Raw genomic sequence first — 15,929 nt, forward strand, 5'->3', positions numbered from 1 at the left:
AAGAGGCAACGGGATCGAAAAGAGCAGCCGACATCATACTCAAGAGATATCTTTAACGTGGTTAAAGATCAGTGATTCCATGACGCTTCTGCGAATGCAGAAGCGCACTATTCGGCCTGGACGGCCCGCCGGAGTAACCACCTATGAGTCCGCACCGGCGTTGGCGTTCGGGCAAGCGGTGCGAGCCGCTCGCCTGGCTCAGGGGATTGCTCAGGATGAGTTCGCGGGCTTGGCGGGGATCGCGCGCTCGCACATGGGCAAGATTGAGCGCGGCGAGCACATGCCGACACTCGCTCTCATTCTAAAAATTTCCCTGGCTCTCAAGATCAGCTCGGCCGAACTGATGACGGCCACGGAGCGCAACCTCTACCTTCAGGGCGATGCGTGACGCCGGATGTGGCGCAGGCGTCGTAGCTAATCGCTCTTTGGCGAACGCAAACGCTCGATGAAGCGCTCTACGGGTGCGGATAGTCCGCTACCGCCTTCGGGCCGAAGCAGGTAGGTGATGATGACGGCCGAATCGAGCGCCAACGGCCGGATCACCACGTCGGGACGTTGACACGCCGCGATTCGGGTCGCCGTTGCGAAGCCGATGCCGTAACCAGCTCCGACCAATGTGAGCATCATGTCCAGCGACGAGACATGCTCAACGATGGTGGACTCGCGCTCCAGGGGATGTAGCAGCCGGGTCAATTCGCGGCAGTAGCCCTCGCAAAGCTGCGGATCGCACATCACCAGCGGGTAACTCACGAGTTCACGTAGCGACACTTCCTTGTGGGCCAGCAACGGGTGCCGGATCGGCACGGTCACCACCAGCGGGTCCTGCCAGATGGGCTCCGTCACCAGTCCGTCGCCGACGTCCGCGGTGTGTGCGAAACCGATCGCGAAGTCGCCGGATCGCAGTCCCCGCAACTGTTCCGCCAGGGTGACCTCGGAGAGCCGTATTTCGATCTCCGGCTCCTCCTGGCGGCACAGGGCAAGAAGTGCAGACAGCCGCGGGTCGATGGCGCCATCGGAGATGGCGATGCGCACGCTGCCTCTTAGGCCTGCGGCGATCGCCCTGACGTTTTCTCGTGCCTGCTCCAGGTTGGTGAACAGCCTGCGAATGTCCTGAAGGAAGGTGGTGCCCGCTGGCGTCAACCGCGTTCCCCGCCGATCGCGGTCAAAGAGCAGCACCCCCAGTTCGTCTTCCAATTCCTTGATCGTGCGGGACAGCGGCGGCTGCTCGATGTGCAAGCGCTCCGCAGCACGGGTGAAATGCAGCTCTTCGGCGAGAGCCACGAAGCAGCGCAAATGACGAAGTTCCATGGGCACGTCCTTCAGCAATCCTGGTCATTGGGTTGGCCACGGCGCATTGCTGCCGAAGTGCGCTTAGAGGGGGCGACGTAGTGCTGGGTCCCTCTTCAGGGCGAGGAAAAAGGCCATCGGTGTATCTGAATAAGAATACATATGTTCATGTATTAACTCAAGTCAAGGGCGGTAGCAACTGTTTCGGAACGTGACGCCGAAGCCAACCCGCTCAATGCTTGAGCGGCTAAGGCAGTACTGACGCCAAAGTAGCGCGAGCCCACAGAGGGGCTCGCGAGATGTAGGACTGAAGGCGCTCTGCCTTCATGGAAAGGCCCAAATCAGGCCGGGTTGATTTCCAACGAGCCACGGTTGATCTGGTCGCGTTCCATCGACTCGAACAAGGCACCGAAGTTTCCTTCGCCGAAGCCCTCGCGGTAGTTGCCCTTGCGCTCGATGAACTCGAAGAACACCGGGCCAAGCAGCGGCTCGGAGAATATCTGCAGCAGCAGGCGGGGCTGGCCGCCTTCGGTCGTGCCGTCGAGCAGAATGCCGCGCGCCTGCAACTCGGGTACGGGCTGGCCATGGCCGGGCAGGCGCTTTTCCAAGTTTGCGTAATAGATGTCGTTGGGGGCGGTCAGCAGCGGGATACCGGCCATCTGCACGCGGTCGAGCGCATCGAGTAGGTTGTCGCACAGCAGGGCGATGTGCTGGATGCCCTCGCCGCTGAACTGCATCAAGAATTCCTCAATCTGGCCGCCGCCCTGGCGTGCTTCCTCGTTCAGCGGGATGCGGATCAGGCCGTCCGGCGCGCTCATCGCCTTGGAGGCTAGGCCGGTGTACTCGCCGTTGATGTCGAAGTAGCGGATCTCTTGGAAGTTGAAGAACTTCGTGTAGAAGTCGGCCCAGTACTCCGACTCGCACAAGCGCAATCCCATGGACGTGTTCCGCGCGTCTGTCCAGAACTGGCCAGAGGTTGTGGAGTGCCATGCGCTGACCGGCGACATGGACTATCTGCTGCGGGTGGTCGTCATGGACATGGCTCACTACTCCCGCTTCGTGCTCGACACGCTGCTCAAGCACCCCAGCGTGCAGGACTGCAAGACCAGCTTCGTGCTGGATCGCGTAAAGAGCACCACGGCCTTGCCCCTATGAGCATTCGGCCGGTTGGTGTGGCGGGGATGCAAATAGCGATTGACCTTCCAACGGTGGCAAGGAGCACACTTCAAACACCCCAACCCGAAAGGAGTTTTCCATGCAATTCCATCTCGAAGACATGACCTGCGGCGGCTGCGCCCGCACTGTGACGAAAACGATCCAAATGATCGACCCCAACGCCAAGATCGTCACGGACCCGCCGACCCGCCGTGTCGAGGTCCAGACCTCGGCCTCGCAAGAGCAGATCGCCGCGGCCCTGAGCGAAGCTGGCTTCCCGCCGCGCGCGCAGTAACACCGCATCGTGGCCGGCATGCACACAGGACGGCCGATGCGAGCACGTGCGCTGCGCCGTACCTGGCGCGGCGCTCAGTGCATCCCAAGGTAGGCCGACCTTGGCCACAGGGCCATCGCCACCATCATCAGGTTCTCGGTCAGGGACACGAAGCCCAGCGGCACGTTGCTGTCCCCGCCCACGCAGGCGCACTTGAGTTCCCGGCGATCGACATAGACCGCCTTGAAAACCGACACGGCCCCGACGGTCCCGATGAACAGCGCCAACGGAATCGACACCCACATCCCCACGCCCGCGACCATCTGGACGCCTGCGATGGCCTCCGCGAACGGGTAGAAATAGGCATACCGAACCCAGCGCTTGGCCAGCAGGTCGTCGCGAAGCCGTCCACGTCCTTGAGCTTCTGCAGCGCCAGGAGGCACATGGCAAAGGCCACGAACCACTCTGCCGCCTGAATGCTCTAGACTTGGCCGAAGGCCGCCCAGCTCGCCGCCAGCGCCATTGCGGCCGCCGTGGCGAACAGCGCGATCACAGGGGTCTAGGTCACGGCGTTCTTGTCCTTCACGGACATGCCGAAGAATTTGCGTAGGTCGTCGTAGCCGCCCACGCGCCGCCCGTTTATGAAGACCTGGGGCGTGGTCTCGATGCCATGCTCCTTCTTGAACGCATCCGTCTGCTCGCGGCTTGCCAAGTGTTTGTCCTCGACCTCGTAGCCCTTGCGGTTGAGCAGATCGAGCGACTTCAGCCCGTAGGGGCAGGTATGGCCGGGCATGACCATTCGGTAGAGCGTGGCTAGCTTGGGCGCAGACATGCAGGACTTCTCCTGTGGGACTTTCCATGGGCCGGCCGTCACGGATTTAAGGACGTTGATGACCTTTCCAGCCTAACCGACGACCGTGCAAAGGGAGTGTAGACACCTGGCTCGCGGGTTGGTCTGGCCCACGGGTTGGTTATCTGGCGGCAATGCCGTCAGTCCTCCATCTGCCAGAGCAACCCTGCCGCAGGCCGGTGCGCCTGAGGCAGCACGCAGGCTCCTAGTGGTTCTCCTTGGCATGGTTGATCGTGTACTTGGGGATCTCGACGGTCAGGTCTTCGGTCGCAACGATGGCCTGGCAGCTCAGCCGCGACTGCGCCTCCAGTCCCCAGGCCCGGTCGAGCAGATCGTCCTCGCATTCCTCGACTTCGTTTAGAGAATCGAACCCCTTGCGCACGATGCAGTGACAGGTCGTGCAGGCACAGCTCATGTCGCAGGCATGCTCGATCTCGATGCCGTTGTCCAGCAGGGCCTCGCAGATCGAAGTGCCTGCTGGCACGTTCAGTTCGGCTCCCTCAGGCGCCAGTTCAGGATGGGGCAAGACGGTGATTTTGGGCATATCTCTCCTGGCTGCTCAGTGCGCACACGGCTTTTTTCCTGCTGCGTTGGCTCGCGCGCGGCGCGGCACTGCGCCAGTGCGCGCTTCGGGCTTGTTGTCACTGATATCGGGCTGCTCCAGCGTGTGCAGGATCGGGCAGTCGGGCCGTTCGTCGCCGGCGCAACACCGGATCAGCGCCTTGAGCGTCGCGGCCATCTCCAGCATGCTCTCGATGCGCCGGTCCAACTCGTCGATGTGTTGCTGGGCCAGACGCTTTACATCAGCACTCTGGCGCGACTTGTCATTCCACAGTCCCAGCAAGTCCGTGATCTCGGCCACCGAGAAGCCGAGGTCGCGCGAACGCCGGATGAAATGCAACCGGTGAACGTCGTCCTGGGTATAGGCGCGGTAGCCCGAATCGGTGCGGTCAGCCGGAGGGATCAGACCGATTTGCTCGTAGTAGCGGATCATTTTGGCCGAGACCTTCGAGGCCTTGGATGCTTCACCGATGTTCATGGTGTTCCTCCTTTCTCAATGAGCGGTATCCGCCGCCAGCGGCGGCTGGAAGCGGCGCAGGCGCAGCGCGTTGCCGAGCACGAACACGCTGGACAGCGCCATCGCGCCAGCCGCGAAGATCGGCGACAACAGCACACCGTATGCGGGGTACAGGACGCCAGCGGCCACCGGGATCAGGGCCGTGTTGTAGCCAAACGCCCAGAACAGGTTCTGGCGGATGTTGCCGATGGTCGCCTTGGACAGCGCGATGGCGTTGGGCACGCCCTGCAGGTTGCCCGACATCAGCACTACGTCGGCCGACTCCACCGCCACGTCGGTGCCGGTGCCGATGGCCAGGCCCACGTCGGCCTCGGCCAGCGCCGGGGCGTCGTTGATGCCGTCGCCCACGTAGGCGATCTGGCCGTGGCTGGCTTTCAGCCGGCGCACGGCTTCGACCTTGCCCTCGGGCAGCACTTCGGCCACCACCTCGTCGATGCCCAGTTGCTTGGCGATGGCCTGCGCGGTACGCGCGTTGTCGCCGGTGATCATCGCCACCTTCAGGCCGAGCTGGTGCAACGCGGCAATGGCCGCGGGCGTGCTGGACTTGATCGGATCGGCCACCGCGATGATGGCGGCCAGCCGGCCGTCGATCGCGGCGTACAGCGGTGACTTGCCCTCGTTGCCCAGGCGCTCGGCCGTGCGAGCGAAGCTGCCCACGTCCAACCCCAGCTCACGCATGAAGCGATCGGCACCGACCTCGACACGCGCGCCGTCCACGGTGGCGCGCACGCCCATGCCCGTGACCGAATCGAAGTCTGTCATCGTCGGCAGCGCGATGCCACCTTCCACGGCCGACTCGACGATGGCGCGTGCGATCGGATGCTCCGAGCGCGATTCGACAGCGGCGACCTTCGCCAGCACCTGGTTGCGGTCAAAGCCGTCGGCAATCTCCAGGTCGGTCAGGACCGGGCGGCCCTCGGTCAGCGTGCCGGTCTTGTCCACGGCCACCACCTTGGCGTCCTTGAGCAGTTGCAGGGCTTCACCCTTGCGGAACAGCACGCCCATCTCGGCGCCCCGGCCCGTGCCGACCATGATGGAGGTCGGCGTCGCCAAACCCATGGCGCAAGGGCAGGCAATGATCAGCACCGCCACGGCATTGACCAGCGCGAAGGACAGCGCGGGCGACGGGCCGAACACCAGCCAGACCAGGAAGGTCAGCACCGCGGCCAGCATGACGGCGGGCACGAACCACAGCGTCACCTTGTCCACCACGGCCTGGATCGGCAGCTTGGAACCTTGCGCCTGCTCGACCATGCGGATGATCTGCGCCAGCATGGTCTGACCGCCCACGGCGGTGGCACGCAGCGTCAGCGCACCCTTCTGGTTGACGGTGCCGCCGACCACGGTGCTGCCTTCCGCCTTTTCGACGGGAATCGGCTCGCCGGTGATCATCGACTCGTCCACGAAGCTGCGGCCCTCGGTCACTTCACCATCGACCGGCACGCGCTCGCCGGGGCGCACTTCCACGATGTCGCCCTGCGCCACGTCGTTGATCGGGATGTCCACGATGCGGCCGTCGCGCAGCACGTGCGCCTCCTTGGCCTGCAGGCCGATCAGGCGCTTGATGGCCTCGGAGGTGCGGCCCTTGGCCCGTGCCTCAAGAAAGCGGCCCAGCAGGATCAGCGCCACGATGACGGCTGCCGCCTCGTAGTACACGTTCACCGTGCCGGCCGGCAGCAGACTGGGCGCGAACGTGGCGACCATCGAATAACCGAAGGCCGCGGCCGTGCCGACCGCGACCAGCGAGTTCATGTCGGGACCCAGGCGGAACAGCGCCGGGAAGCCCTTCTCATAGAAGCGCCAGCCCGGAATGGCGAGCACCAGCAGGGTCAGCACGAACTGCAGATACCAGCTCTGCTGGATGCCAATGGTGGAAGCCACCCACTCGTGCATGCCGGGAATCATGTGCGAGCCCATTTCGAGCACGAACACAGGCAGCGCCAGCACGGCGGCCAGGGTCAGGTCGCGCTTGAGTTCGGCGCGCTCGGCGTCCTTTTTCTCGGCAGCTTCCTCGTCGGCCTGCATGCCTGTATCGACCGGGCTGGCCTCGTAGCCGACCTTATCGACAGCAGCAATCAGATCCTGCACGGATGCTACGCCACGCACGGTAGCGCGCTCGGTCGCCAGATTGACCACAGCCTCAGTGACGCCCGGCACCGCCTTGAGCGCCTTCTCGACGCGGCCCACGCACGAAGCGCAGGTCATGCCTCCGATCGCCAGCTCGATGGTGCCCTGAGGCACGTCGTACCCTACCTTCTCGATCGCCTGGATCAGCGCCATGCGATCGACAGGACGGTTCAGGCGAATGTCCGCTCGCTCGGTGGCGAGATTGACAGACACGCTTGCCACGCCCTCGACCTTGGCAAGGGCGGCCTCGACTCGGCCGACACAGCTTGCGCAGGTCATGCCCTCGATGGGCAGGCTGATTGCCGCTGCTTGGGCGCCAGCACTACTCGTTGTTGCCATGCTCATGGTGTGCTTCCCATAGTTGAAATTCGACATGGAGGGAGCTTAGGGTTTACCATCGTGGGAAGGTCAAGCGCTTTTTCGGATGCTGTCAGGTTTCAGAAATGACCCGGTGCACGGGGAACGGAGGCCTTGCCTGCCAGGCTCGCACTGGTTCTTTGCTGCGCGCGCCTAAGCGGCCGCTGCCTTGTTAATTCTGAAGGGCGAAAACAGCCATTCGAGGTTAGGAAATATTTTAAAAATGAATACAAGTAAGCCATTCAGTACCCCACCGAAGGGTCCCAGCGCCGATTTGGAATCGCTGTCACAGAATGACGTGACCATCTTGGCTGAGACATTCCGCCTCCTGGGTGACCCGTCCCGGCTGAGAATCATGCTGTGCTGCATGAAAGGCTCTTCCTCGGTCGGGGACATCGCTGAAACCCTCGAACTCTCGCAGTCGCTGGTGAGCCACCACCTGCGGCTGCTGCGCGGTGCTCGCCTGGTCAAGGGCGTGCGCCAAGCCAAACAGATCTTCTATGAGGTGGCGGACAAGCACGTGAACCAGGTGCTGCTGGATATGGCCACCCACATCGCGGAAGACCACAACGACGAGTAACTGTTGGGCATAGCATGCCGTTGCGGCGTGGCCTACGTTCCATGGCGATATGCGCCCCACCGCCCGCAGCTGCGTTCGGTGAGGTGGTTTGGATGCCGCTTCCGATCAATCAGAAGTTGAGCGCGCGCTTGTCCACGGCCAGCGAGGCCTCTTTGAACGTCTCGGAGAGGGTCGGATGGGCAAAGCAGATGCGGGCGATGTCTTCGCTGCTGGCCTTGAACGCCATGGCGATCACGGCCTCGGCCACCAGTTCACTGGCCTGCGGGCCGACCACATGCACGCCGAGTATCTCATCAGTGGCAGGATCGGCGATCACCTTGACGAGGCCCGGCGTGTCGCCCAGCGCACGCGCGCGGCCATTGGCCATGAACGGGAAGGAACCGATTCGATAGGCGGTGCCCTGCTCTTTGAGCTGCTGCTCGGTGCGGCCTACCCAGGCAATCTCTGGGCTGGTGTAGATGACGTTGGGGATCGTATTGAAATCGACGTGACCGTGCTGGCCGGCAATGCGCTCGGCCACTGCGACACCTTCCTCTTCCGCCTTGTGCGCCAACATCGGGCCACGCACCACGTCACCGATGGCCCAGATGCCGGGCACACTGGTGCGGCATTCATCGTCCACCAGCACGGCGCCGCGCTCATCCAGTTGGAGTCCCACGGCGGCCGGATTCAGGCCTTCGGTGTTGGGCACACGGCCGATAGCCACGATCACTTTGTCTGCCTGCAAGGACTGCGTCTGGCCCTGGCTGTCGGTGTAGTGAATAGTCACGCCAGCCTCGGTTGCATTGACTTCGCGAACCTTCGCACCTAGTTCGATCTTCAGGCCTTGCTTGTCGAACGCCTTCTTCGCCTCCTTGGCGATGGCTTGGTCGACGATTGGCAGGAAGCTGGGCAAGCCTTCGAGGATCGTGACATCCGCCCCCAGGCGGCGCCAAACGGAGCCCAGCTCCAGGCCGATCACGCCGGCACCGATGACGGCCAACCGATCGGGCACGGCCGCGATGTCCAGCGCGCCGTCGTTGGAGAGCACGACCCGCTCATCGAACGGTAGGTTGGGGAGTGGCCGCACGTTGGAGCCTGTGGCAACGATGATCTGCTTGCCCACCAAGGTAACAGCCTCATCGGCGGCGACGCTCACCTCGAAGCCACCATCGACAGTCCTGGTGAAAGACGCCAGGCCGTTGAAAAACTGGACCTTGTTTTTGCGGAACAGATAAAGGATGCCTTCGTTGCTGGACTTCACGACCTGATTCTTACGTTCCAACATCGTGGTCACATCCATGCGCAGATCACCCGTGGAGATGCCGTGCGTGCCAAAGTGGTGCTTGGCTTGTTCAAAGTTCTCTGACGACTGCAGTAGCGCTTTCGAAGGGATACAACCGATGTTGTTGCAGGTGCCGCCAGGTGCTGGCTTTCCGTCCTTGTTCTTCCAGGCATCTACACAAGCGACCTTCATGCCTAATTGGGCAGCGCGAATGGCCGCGATGTATCCGCCTGGGCCGGCACCGATAACAATGACGTCGAAATGCATTTCCATGATTTACATCTCCAAAGTTTTTGAGGAAATAGTGAGCGCCTATGTCGCGCCTTTTGTCAGGTGGTCGCCAGATTACAGCTCGTTCCCTGACGATCACGTTGAACACTACGGCAGAACGAACCGGGCGCTCGCGGTATTGCCCCCACGTTCGACTTGGACGACGGCCTTCGTGCCCTTGGCTGCGGCGAAGGTCCCGCTGCCTTCGAGGCGGCTTCCGTCCGCGGCAGGCGTGAGTTGCACCTCCTGCTTTTGTGAGCCGGTCAACAGTGTGAGCTTGGCTTTGGTGTTGCTTACATTGACCTGCTTGCCGTGGTCGCGCAGGTAGAGTTGCGCTGCTGCGGGCTGAACGACCAACTCGTAGTCCACGTCCCGGACTTCGGTCACGACGCCACCATGCAGCGGCTTGTGGTCATGCGCGTGGTCATGGTCGCCTGCGGCGAAGGCGGTGACGGATGCCAGGGCGAGGGCGGTGCCGGCCGTGAGGGAACGAAATCGAACAGACATGAAAGCTCCTATAGGGTTACGGTGGTTGAAATCGGGTGACAGAAGGCGTTGCATCAGAATGCCTCCGCGTCGCGGTCGTCCAGCAGGCGTTCGGCAGGCTTGCGGCCGAACAGCCAGAACATGGCGGGTGTAAGGAAGGTGTCTAGCAGCGTGGAGCTGACCAGCCCCGAGAAGATCACCACCGCGACGGGGTGCAGGATCTCAGTACCGGGTCGGGACGCCTCGAACAGCAGCGGGGCCAGCGCGAAGGCCGTGACCAGCGCGGTCATCAGAACCGGGGAAAGCCGTTCGAGCGAGCCACGCACGATCATCTTCTGGTCGAAGTCCTCGCCCTCCATGCGCATGAGGTTGAGGTAGTGGCTCACCTTCAGGATGCCGTTGCGCACAGAAATACCCGCGAGCGTGATGAAGCCGACCAGGGCGGCCACGGACAACGGCTGGCCAGACAGCCACAGCCCCAACACGGCGCCGACCAGGGCCAATGGAATGTTCACCATGATGAGCGCTGATAGGACGACCGACTTGTAGCGCGTGTACAACACCACGAACATGAGCGTCAGGGAGACGATGGACAGCAGGCCCACCAGTCGCGAGGCTTCCTCTTGTGCCTGGAACTGGCCGCCCAGCGTGATGAAGTAGCCTTCGGGCAAGCGCACTTCTTGGACGACGCTGCGTATGTCGGCCACTACTTCGGACAGCGGCCGTCCCTGAGCGTTGGCCGACAAAACTATGCGTCGACGGCCATCGTCGCGGCTGACCTGGTTGGGGCCGTCGCTGTCTTCGATGGTGGCAAGGCGCGACAACGGGACCCGACCCATGGGCGTGTCGATGAGGATGCGGCTCAAGCCCTCAATCGACCGCGCCTGCTCGGGCAGGCGAACCACCAGCGCGAAGCGGCGGTTGCCCTCGATGACCTCGGTGATCTTTTCGCCTTCGACCAGGCTTTGCAGCGTGGACAGAATTTGCGGTGCGGCCACGCCGTAGCGTCCCGCCGCCGCATAATCCACGCGGATTTTGATCTGCGGCGCTAGGACCTGCTTTTCGATCTCCAGGTCAGCAAGCCCCGGAATTCCGGCCAGCTTGGCGCGCAGCAGATCCGCCTGCCCGCGCAGGACGTCCAGGTCCTCGCCGAACACCTTGATGGCGATCTGCGAGCGCACCCCCGACAACATGTGGTCGATGCGGTGCGAGATCGGCTGGCCAATGCCGATGGAGCCGGGCAAGTGAGCCAGACGCGAACGGATGTCGGCGGTGATCTCCTCCATGGAGCGCTTTAGCTCCGAGGCGGGCAGCAGGCCCACGTCCAGCTCGCTGACATGCACGCCTTCGGCATGCTCGTCCAGCTCGGCCCGTCCGCTGCGCCGGCCCACGTGCTGCACCTCTGGCACCTGCGCGACCAGCAGCTCGGCTTGCTGGGCAAGCGCCGAAGATTCGGCCAGCGTCACACCGGGATTCAGGCGCAGGCCCACCAGCAACGTTCCTTCATTGAACGGGGGCAGGAACGTGGTCGGGAAGAATGGCACCGCGGCGACAGCCAGTGTGACAGCCACAGCGGCCATGCCAAGGGCGGCACGCGGCCGCTGCAAGACCCGCTGCAGGCCGCCCTGATAGCGCGTCTTCAACCAGGCTAGAAGCCGAGTGTCGCCATGGTCCAGCGTCCTCATCTTGGGCAGCAGGTAGTACGAAAGCACCGGAGTGACCGTCACAGAGACCAGCAGCGAGGCCAGCGTGGAGACGATGAAGGCGATGCCCAGCGGCACGAACAAGCGCCCCTCCATCCCCGGCAGCGCGAACAGGGGCAGGAACACCAGCACAATGATCATCGTGGCGTAGAGAATCGCCGAGCGAACCTCCATCGAGGCCCTGGCAACGATGACCAGGGGCGTCAGCCGGTTCTCAGGGTGGCGGGTGCGGTCCTCCTTGAGCCGCCGCATGATGTTCTCCACATCGACCACAGCATCGTCCACGAGACCGCCGATGGCGATCGCCAGCCCACCGAGCGTCATGGTGTTGATTGATAGGCCGAAATAGTGGAACACCAGCCCGGTCACGAAGATCGAGGCAGGAATCGCGGTCAACGCGATCACCAGGGGGCGCAAAGTGCCCAGGAAGAAGAACAGGATCACCGCCACGAAGACCGATGCGCCGATGAGCTTGCCTTGCAGCGTGCTGATGGACGCCTCGATGAAGTTGGCTTGTCGGAAGGTCACCTGTGGCTCGGCCATGCCAGCCGGCAGTGAGCCCTTCATGTCCGCCAACGCTGACTCGATCGAGCGGGTCAGTGCAATCGTATCGGCCGTGGGCTGCTTTTGGATGCCCAGGATCACGGCTGGCAGGCCCTCGAAGCCCGCATCGCCGCGCTTGATGGCTGGCGCAAACTGAACATCGGCGACCTGGTGGAGCAGGATGGGTTGGCCCGCACGCACCGCGAGAGGCAGGTTACGCAGGTCGTCGAGTCGGGACGTGCGGCCCAGGTTGCGGATCAGGTACTCGCGGCCATTGATCTCCAGGAAGCCGCCGGAAGTGTTCGCGGAGAAGCCCTTGAGAGCCGCATCCAGATCGGACGCAGTCACGCCCAGCTCTGACATTCGCGTGGTGTTGGGCTGGACCTGGAACTGACGGACCTCGCCTCCGATCGGGATGACTTGGGCAACACCAGGTATGGCCATCAGCCGGGGGCGTAGCACCCAGTCCGCGTACTCGCGAGTGTCCATGGCCGACAGCGGCGGGGCTGCGTTCTTCTGCCCTGAGGGCTTGGCACCGATGGGGATTGCAATCTGCATGATCTCGCCCATCACTGAGCTGATTGGCCCCATAGTGGGCGTCACGCCCGGGGCTAGCCCTTCCTCCATGGACGTCAGGCGTTCGGAGACCATCTGGCGCGCCCGGAAGATGTCGGTCTTCCAGTCAAATGTCACGTAGATGAAGGAAAGCCCGGCGCTGGAGACCGAGCGCACGCTTTCGACGCTGGGCAGGCCGTTCATGGCCGTTTCGAGCGGGAACGTGATGAGTTGCTCGACTTCTTCGGCAGCCATGCCGCCAGCCTCCGTCATGAGAGTGACGGTCGGCTTGTTGAGATCGGGAAAGACATCTACCGGCGTGCGCGTCAGGGTGAACGCGCCATACGCCATCAGCACCAGCGCCCCGATGATGACCAGGAGCCGGTTTCGTAAGCTATTTTCGAGAAGCCACTTGAACATGGAATGGTGCCCCTCAACGAACTTGATTGATCAGGGACGCGCCCTCGACAACCACGCGGTCGCCGTCCGCCAGGCCCGAAGTGACAGCGATGGATGCACCATCCAAAGGAGTGATGTTCACGACACGCGGCTCGAAGCGCTCGGCCTGGTCTTTGACCCAGACGATGTTCTGGTTGGCAGGGTTCTTCATCAGCGCACCGGAAGGCACGCGGTAGCCAGGTACCGTCGTCGCCTCTTGCACGAAGACCACCACCGGCATACCGACCGCCAAGCGCGAGAGGCTTTCGCTGGTGCCCTTGAACAGCATGGGCAGGGCCTGCTCGCGCAGGCTGCTGGCGGCACCGACGAAGCTCAGCGGCACCTTCTGACCGCCTACTGCGAGTGCAGCACCGGCCAGGTTCTGTGCCATTGCCGGATCGTAGGCAAGCGCCTCGATGCGCAGTTGGGTCGGATCGACCACCTCAAACACCAGTTCGCGCGCATCCACGACCTGCCCGGCAACTGCGGGGCTGGATGCGATGACGCCGCTGACTGGGGCCTTCAGTACGTCCCTGCCGGCGAGGCCCCCGCTCAAGGCGCGGGCGCGTTCGGTCAGGCTGTTCACTTCGCTTTCGGCTGCTTCGATCTCCTTGCGGGGCACGGTCTCCGACAGCTCGCGCAGCCGGGCCAAGCGCTTCTGCGCGAGCGCTTGGCCCGCACGCAGCTCGGCAACCTGGGCCATCTGGCCTGAGCGCTCCAGCACACCGCTGGCCGGTTCGATGTAAGCCAGCACCTGGCCCTTGCGCACGGATTGGCCGATCTGCGGCAGACCATCCGGCCCGGGCACCAGCCGGCCCATTACCATTGCCTGGACCTTGCCGCCTGTCGTCGGGTCCATGATTACTTTGCCAGCCAGTTCATGGCTGCGGGCCAAGGGCTCCTGCTTGATCAGCTGGGTGCGTACACCGATCTGACGTTGCGACGGTTTCGGAAGAAACACGCTGCCATCAGGCTGGCGCTGGGGGCCATTGGAAGACGCAGCCGGCGCTTCGTCGCCGTGGTCATGGCCGTCGTGAGCGAACGCGGGAGCAGCCAGAGCCAATGCAGCCGCCATGGCCGTCGTCATTAGGAAACGGAAGTTGCGCTTCATGCTGCACCTCGCAGTGCACCGTTGGTGCGTGTACGTCTGCGCAGCGCCCACGCTAGGACACCGACGCCGAGGACTGCGGCACCGCCACCTAGTACGACCACACGGCCGGATGCGACGGCATGCTCGTGTTCGGCGTCTTCGCTATGAACATCGAGAACGCCCGTCAACAGGTCCGATTGGCCCTGCGCAGTAATAGTGGCCATGATTGAGGTCTCGCCATCGGATAGCGGCTCAGTCAGATCGGCCTCGAACTCTCCAACCCCGTGTGAGCTGACCTTTACCTGTTGACCACCCAGCTCGAGGGTCAGCTCGCCATCGGTCACCGGCCGGTTGTCGGCAGCATGGTCGAGGTAGAGTGTGAGACGCTGGCCGTTCAGCACACCCACCAGTTCGAAGTCATCGGAAACTGCGGCAAAGCGCGGAAGCGCGGCCGCTGCGGGGGCAGGAGCGGCTTCGCCATGGTCATGGCCGTCGCCGGCCCACGTTGCGCTACTGCCAAGCAGGAGGCTGGACAAGGCAGCTGCACGCCAGAAAGAGGATTGCGACATTTCTAAGGTTCCAGGATGGTTGAGCGCGCGCCGATCAGCGCGTGCCGGAGATGTCAGTGAAAGTCTCGGTCGGCTGCGGCAGCGTGCCTTGTGCCTGCAACAGGGACGAGATGGCCGCGGCATGCTCCACCTTGGCGAGCAGCGCCGCGCGCTCGGCCTCGGTGGCCTCCTGCTCGATGCGAAGGCGTGTCGGCATGTCCGTCTCGCCCATCGCGAACGACTTTTGGTAGAAGGTGCGCGTTTGTTGGGCTAGTCGCTGGCGCTCCGAAGCGGCCTGCATCTGGGTGCTGGTTGCCAGTTCGCGCGATTGGGCAGTTCGAATTTCCGAGAGTAGCCGGGTGCGCTGGGCCGCGAGTGCCGACTCAGCCTCCAGTGCCTGCGCATTGGCGCTGGACAATTGCTCGGTATGACGGCTACCCGTACCGAAGGGAATGCGCACACCCACCGTGATCGTCTGGTTGTAGCGTTCGCCGTAGCCGCCCCGATCCCGCGTGGTCGCCAGGGTCAGTTCGGGGTTGGCGTACTTCTGATGGGACACCAGTTCCGCAGAGCGGCGGGCCGCCAGCGCCTTGTGCTGCAGTTCCAGCAGCGCAGGGTGGTTACCCAACAACGCGCCGGACGGCTGTGCCGATGCCGGTTGAACTCGGACACCTGACTGCTCCGGCTGCGCGGAATCGGCCTGCGACGGGATACTCTCGATGCCGGTCAGTGCCAACAACGCCTCGCGCTGCGTGATTTCTTCGGCCTGAGCAATGGCCAGGGCACTACGAGCCGACGCCAAGGCGCCATCGGCCTGGTTTCTGTCGGCTTGCGCCAGGTCGCCCGCGCGAACCCGGCGAGCCACATCTTGCGCCAACTCGTCCGCGCTGCGGGTGCGATCCTGCGCCGCCACCAATTCGGCCTGGGCACGCTGCCATGCCCACCATGCCTGGCGAACCTGTCCGGCCGTGCGTAGCTTGGCGGCCAGCATCCGGCTGGATAGCGCGAGGCTTTCCGCGTCCGCCCAGCGTGCCGACGAGGCGCGCTCACCAGGCATCCAAAGGGGAATAGCCACCCCGACTTCATATTCGCGCTGTCCGTTGCGGTTGTTGAACCGATCAGTTTTGGTGGAGGCTTCCAGCGCCATCGGACCTGCCACCCAACTGCCGGCCGTCTCTTGGCGTGCTTGGGCGGCCTGCTGCCAGGCGCCTTCTCCAGCGGCTTCTGGCTGCCGCTGCCAAGCTGACTCCCACAATTGGGCGACCATGTGGCTGTCTGGTCTGGATGGGACGTGAGGGGCGGCTACTGGCTGGGCTAGCACGGT

Annotated in this window: 17 protein-coding genes; 4 read left to right on the top strand and 13 right to left on the bottom strand. The window is 63.5% G+C overall.

Features of this window, described 5'->3' with window-relative positions; all coding sequences use genetic code 11:
* Nucleotides 1-94: 94 nt before the first annotated feature.
* Nucleotides 95-388, top strand: a complete 294-nt coding sequence (locus Q5Z10_RS07515) for a helix-turn-helix domain-containing protein (protein WP_024082527.1) — start codon at nt 95-97, stop codon at nt 386-388.
* Between the two features lie 26 nt (nt 389-414).
* On the opposite strand, the gene Q5Z10_RS07520 is transcribed toward Q5Z10_RS07515, so the two are convergent.
* Together Q5Z10_RS07520 and Q5Z10_RS07525 are read right to left on the bottom strand one after the other, a co-directional pair.
* Nucleotides 415-1,308 carry a LysR family transcriptional regulator gene (locus Q5Z10_RS07520; RefSeq protein WP_012614048.1) on the bottom strand — a complete coding sequence of 298 codons (894 nt, stop codon included), beginning with the start codon at nt 1,306-1,308 and terminating at the stop codon, nt 415-417.
* A gap of 320 nt (nt 1,309-1,628) precedes the next feature.
* Nucleotides 1,629-2,225, bottom strand: a complete 597-nt coding sequence (locus Q5Z10_RS07525) for a VOC family protein (RefSeq protein ID WP_017511445.1) — start codon at nt 2,223-2,225, stop codon at nt 1,629-1,631.
* On the opposite strand from Q5Z10_RS07525, the gene Q5Z10_RS07530 reads away from it, so the two are divergent.
* On the top strand, nt 2,224-2,442 hold the full coding sequence (locus Q5Z10_RS07530) for an Lrp/AsnC ligand binding domain-containing protein (RefSeq protein ID WP_017511446.1): 219 nt from the start codon (nt 2,224-2,226) through the stop codon (nt 2,440-2,442). The two genes, Q5Z10_RS07525 and Q5Z10_RS07530, sit on opposite strands and share 2 nt — an antisense overlap.
* 100 nt (nt 2,443-2,542) lie before the next feature.
* Nucleotides 2,543-2,737 carry a heavy-metal-associated domain-containing protein gene (locus tag Q5Z10_RS07535; protein ID WP_012614049.1) on the top strand — a complete coding sequence of 65 codons (195 nt, stop codon included), beginning with the start codon at nt 2,543-2,545 and terminating at the stop codon, nt 2,735-2,737.
* Nucleotides 2,738-2,811: 74 nt separating this feature from the next.
* Here the strand turns inward: Q5Z10_RS07535 and Q5Z10_RS07540 are convergent, their stop codons facing one another.
* The 5 genes from Q5Z10_RS07540 to Q5Z10_RS07560 all read right to left on the bottom strand — a co-directional run bounded on the left by Q5Z10_RS07540 (nt 2,812) and on the right by Q5Z10_RS07560 (nt 7,116).
* Nucleotides 2,812-3,180 (bottom strand): MauE/DoxX family redox-associated membrane protein, encoded by a 369-nt coding sequence (locus Q5Z10_RS07540; RefSeq protein ID WP_223656233.1) that lies wholly within the window; start codon nt 3,178-3,180, stop codon nt 2,812-2,814.
* A gap of 95 nt (nt 3,181-3,275) precedes the next feature.
* Complete coding sequence (locus Q5Z10_RS07545) at nt 3,276-3,548, bottom strand: glutaredoxin domain-containing protein (protein ID WP_012614050.1); 273 nt, start codon at nt 3,546-3,548, stop codon at nt 3,276-3,278.
* A 223-nt stretch (nt 3,549-3,771) separates the two neighbouring features.
* The gene (gene fdx, locus Q5Z10_RS07550; protein ID WP_012614051.1) at nt 3,772-4,110 is read right to left on the bottom strand and encodes an ISC system 2Fe-2S type ferredoxin; all 339 of its coding nucleotides are present in this window, start codon (nt 4,108-4,110) and stop codon (nt 3,772-3,774) included.
* 15 nt (nt 4,111-4,125) lie between these two features.
* Nucleotides 4,126-4,605: a Cu(I)-responsive transcriptional regulator gene (cueR, locus tag Q5Z10_RS07555; protein ID WP_012614052.1), complete on the bottom strand. Its 480-nt coding sequence runs from the start codon at nt 4,603-4,605 to the stop codon at nt 4,126-4,128.
* A 15-nt stretch (nt 4,606-4,620) separates the two neighbouring features.
* Nucleotides 4,621-7,116, bottom strand: coding sequence for a heavy metal translocating P-type ATPase (locus Q5Z10_RS07560; RefSeq protein ID WP_017511447.1), 2,496 nt, complete (start codon nt 7,114-7,116; stop codon nt 4,621-4,623).
* Between the two features lie 379 nt (nt 7,117-7,495).
* Here Q5Z10_RS07560 and Q5Z10_RS21395 point away from each other — a divergent pair, with 379 nt between their 5' ends.
* Nucleotides 7,496-7,708, top strand: coding sequence for an ArsR/SmtB family transcription factor (locus Q5Z10_RS21395; protein ID WP_425355277.1), 213 nt, complete (start codon nt 7,496-7,498; stop codon nt 7,706-7,708).
* Between the two features lie 109 nt (nt 7,709-7,817).
* Here the strand turns inward: Q5Z10_RS21395 and lpdA are convergent, their stop codons facing one another.
* From lpdA to Q5Z10_RS07595, 6 genes are all read right to left on the bottom strand, one after another.
* On the bottom strand, nt 7,818-9,245 hold the full coding sequence (lpdA, locus tag Q5Z10_RS07570) for a dihydrolipoyl dehydrogenase (protein WP_015912827.1): 1,428 nt from the start codon (nt 9,243-9,245) through the stop codon (nt 7,818-7,820).
* A gap of 105 nt (nt 9,246-9,350) precedes the next feature.
* Nucleotides 9,351-9,749, bottom strand: a complete 399-nt coding sequence (locus Q5Z10_RS07575) for a hypothetical protein (RefSeq protein ID WP_015912828.1) — start codon at nt 9,747-9,749, stop codon at nt 9,351-9,353.
* A 53-nt stretch (nt 9,750-9,802) separates the two neighbouring features.
* Nucleotides 9,803-12,949, bottom strand: a complete 3,147-nt coding sequence (locus Q5Z10_RS07580) for an efflux RND transporter permease subunit (RefSeq protein ID WP_012614056.1) — start codon at nt 12,947-12,949, stop codon at nt 9,803-9,805.
* Between the two features lie 13 nt (nt 12,950-12,962).
* Nucleotides 12,963-14,078 (bottom strand): efflux RND transporter periplasmic adaptor subunit, encoded by a 1,116-nt coding sequence (locus Q5Z10_RS07585; protein WP_003821159.1) that lies wholly within the window; start codon nt 14,076-14,078, stop codon nt 12,963-12,965.
* Entirely contained in the window at nt 14,075-14,626 is a 552-nt protein-coding gene (locus Q5Z10_RS07590) for a hypothetical protein (protein ID WP_015912829.1), read from the bottom strand. Before Q5Z10_RS07590 ends, Q5Z10_RS07585 begins: the two co-directional genes overlap by 4 nt.
* A 34-nt stretch (nt 14,627-14,660) precedes the next feature.
* On the bottom strand, nt 14,661-15,872 hold the full coding sequence (locus Q5Z10_RS07595; RefSeq protein WP_223656232.1) for a TolC family protein: 1,212 nt from the start codon (nt 15,870-15,872) through the stop codon (nt 14,661-14,663).
* Nucleotides 15,873-15,929 lie beyond the last annotated feature (57 nt).

Source organism: Stenotrophomonas sp. 704A1, from assembly GCF_030549525.1.
Taxonomy (GTDB): Bacteria; Pseudomonadota; Gammaproteobacteria; order Xanthomonadales; family Xanthomonadaceae; genus Stenotrophomonas; species Stenotrophomonas tuberculopleuritidis.

Excerpts from the sequence above, each read along its gene's own strand:
- Q5Z10_RS07515 (WP_024082527.1), top strand. The coding sequence starts at position 95 with ATGCAGAAGCGCACTATTCGGCCTGGACGGCCCGCCGGAGTAACCACC.
- Q5Z10_RS07520 (WP_012614048.1), bottom strand. The coding sequence starts at position 1,308 with ATGGAACTTCGTCATTTGCGCTGCTTCGTGGCTCTCGCCGAAGAGCTG.
- Q5Z10_RS07530 (WP_017511446.1), top strand. The coding sequence starts at position 2,224 with ATGGACGTGTTCCGCGCGTCTGTCCAGAACTGGCCAGAGGTTGTGGAG.
- Q5Z10_RS07525 (WP_017511445.1), bottom strand. The coding sequence starts at position 2,225 with ATGGGATTGCGCTTGTGCGAGTCGGAGTACTGGGCCGACTTCTACACG.
- Q5Z10_RS07535 (WP_012614049.1), top strand. The coding sequence starts at position 2,543 with ATGCAATTCCATCTCGAAGACATGACCTGCGGCGGCTGCGCCCGCACT.
- Q5Z10_RS07545 (WP_012614050.1), bottom strand. The coding sequence starts at position 3,548 with ATGTCTGCGCCCAAGCTAGCCACGCTCTACCGAATGGTCATGCCCGGC.
- fdx (WP_012614051.1), bottom strand. The coding sequence starts at position 4,110 with ATGCCCAAAATCACCGTCTTGCCCCATCCTGAACTGGCGCCTGAGGGA.
- cueR (WP_012614052.1), bottom strand. The coding sequence starts at position 4,605 with ATGAACATCGGTGAAGCATCCAAGGCCTCGAAGGTCTCGGCCAAAATG.
- Q5Z10_RS07560 (WP_017511447.1), bottom strand. The coding sequence starts at position 7,116 with ATGAGCATGGCAACAACGAGTAGTGCTGGCGCCCAAGCAGCGGCAATC.
- Q5Z10_RS21395 (WP_425355277.1), top strand. The coding sequence starts at position 7,496 with ATGAAAGGCTCTTCCTCGGTCGGGGACATCGCTGAAACCCTCGAACTC.
- lpdA (WP_015912827.1), bottom strand. The coding sequence starts at position 9,245 with ATGGAAATGCATTTCGACGTCATTGTTATCGGTGCCGGCCCAGGCGGA.
- Q5Z10_RS07575 (WP_015912828.1), bottom strand. The coding sequence starts at position 9,749 with ATGTCTGTTCGATTTCGTTCCCTCACGGCCGGCACCGCCCTCGCCCTG.
- Q5Z10_RS07580 (WP_012614056.1), bottom strand. The coding sequence starts at position 12,949 with ATGTTCAAGTGGCTTCTCGAAAATAGCTTACGAAACCGGCTCCTGGTC.
- Q5Z10_RS07585 (WP_003821159.1), bottom strand. The coding sequence starts at position 14,078 with ATGAAGCGCAACTTCCGTTTCCTAATGACGACGGCCATGGCGGCTGCA.
- Q5Z10_RS07590 (WP_015912829.1), bottom strand. The coding sequence starts at position 14,626 with ATGTCGCAATCCTCTTTCTGGCGTGCAGCTGCCTTGTCCAGCCTCCTG.
- Q5Z10_RS07595 (WP_223656232.1), bottom strand. The coding sequence starts at position 15,872 with ATGGTCGCCCAATTGTGGGAGTCAGCTTGGCAGCGGCAGCCAGAAGCC.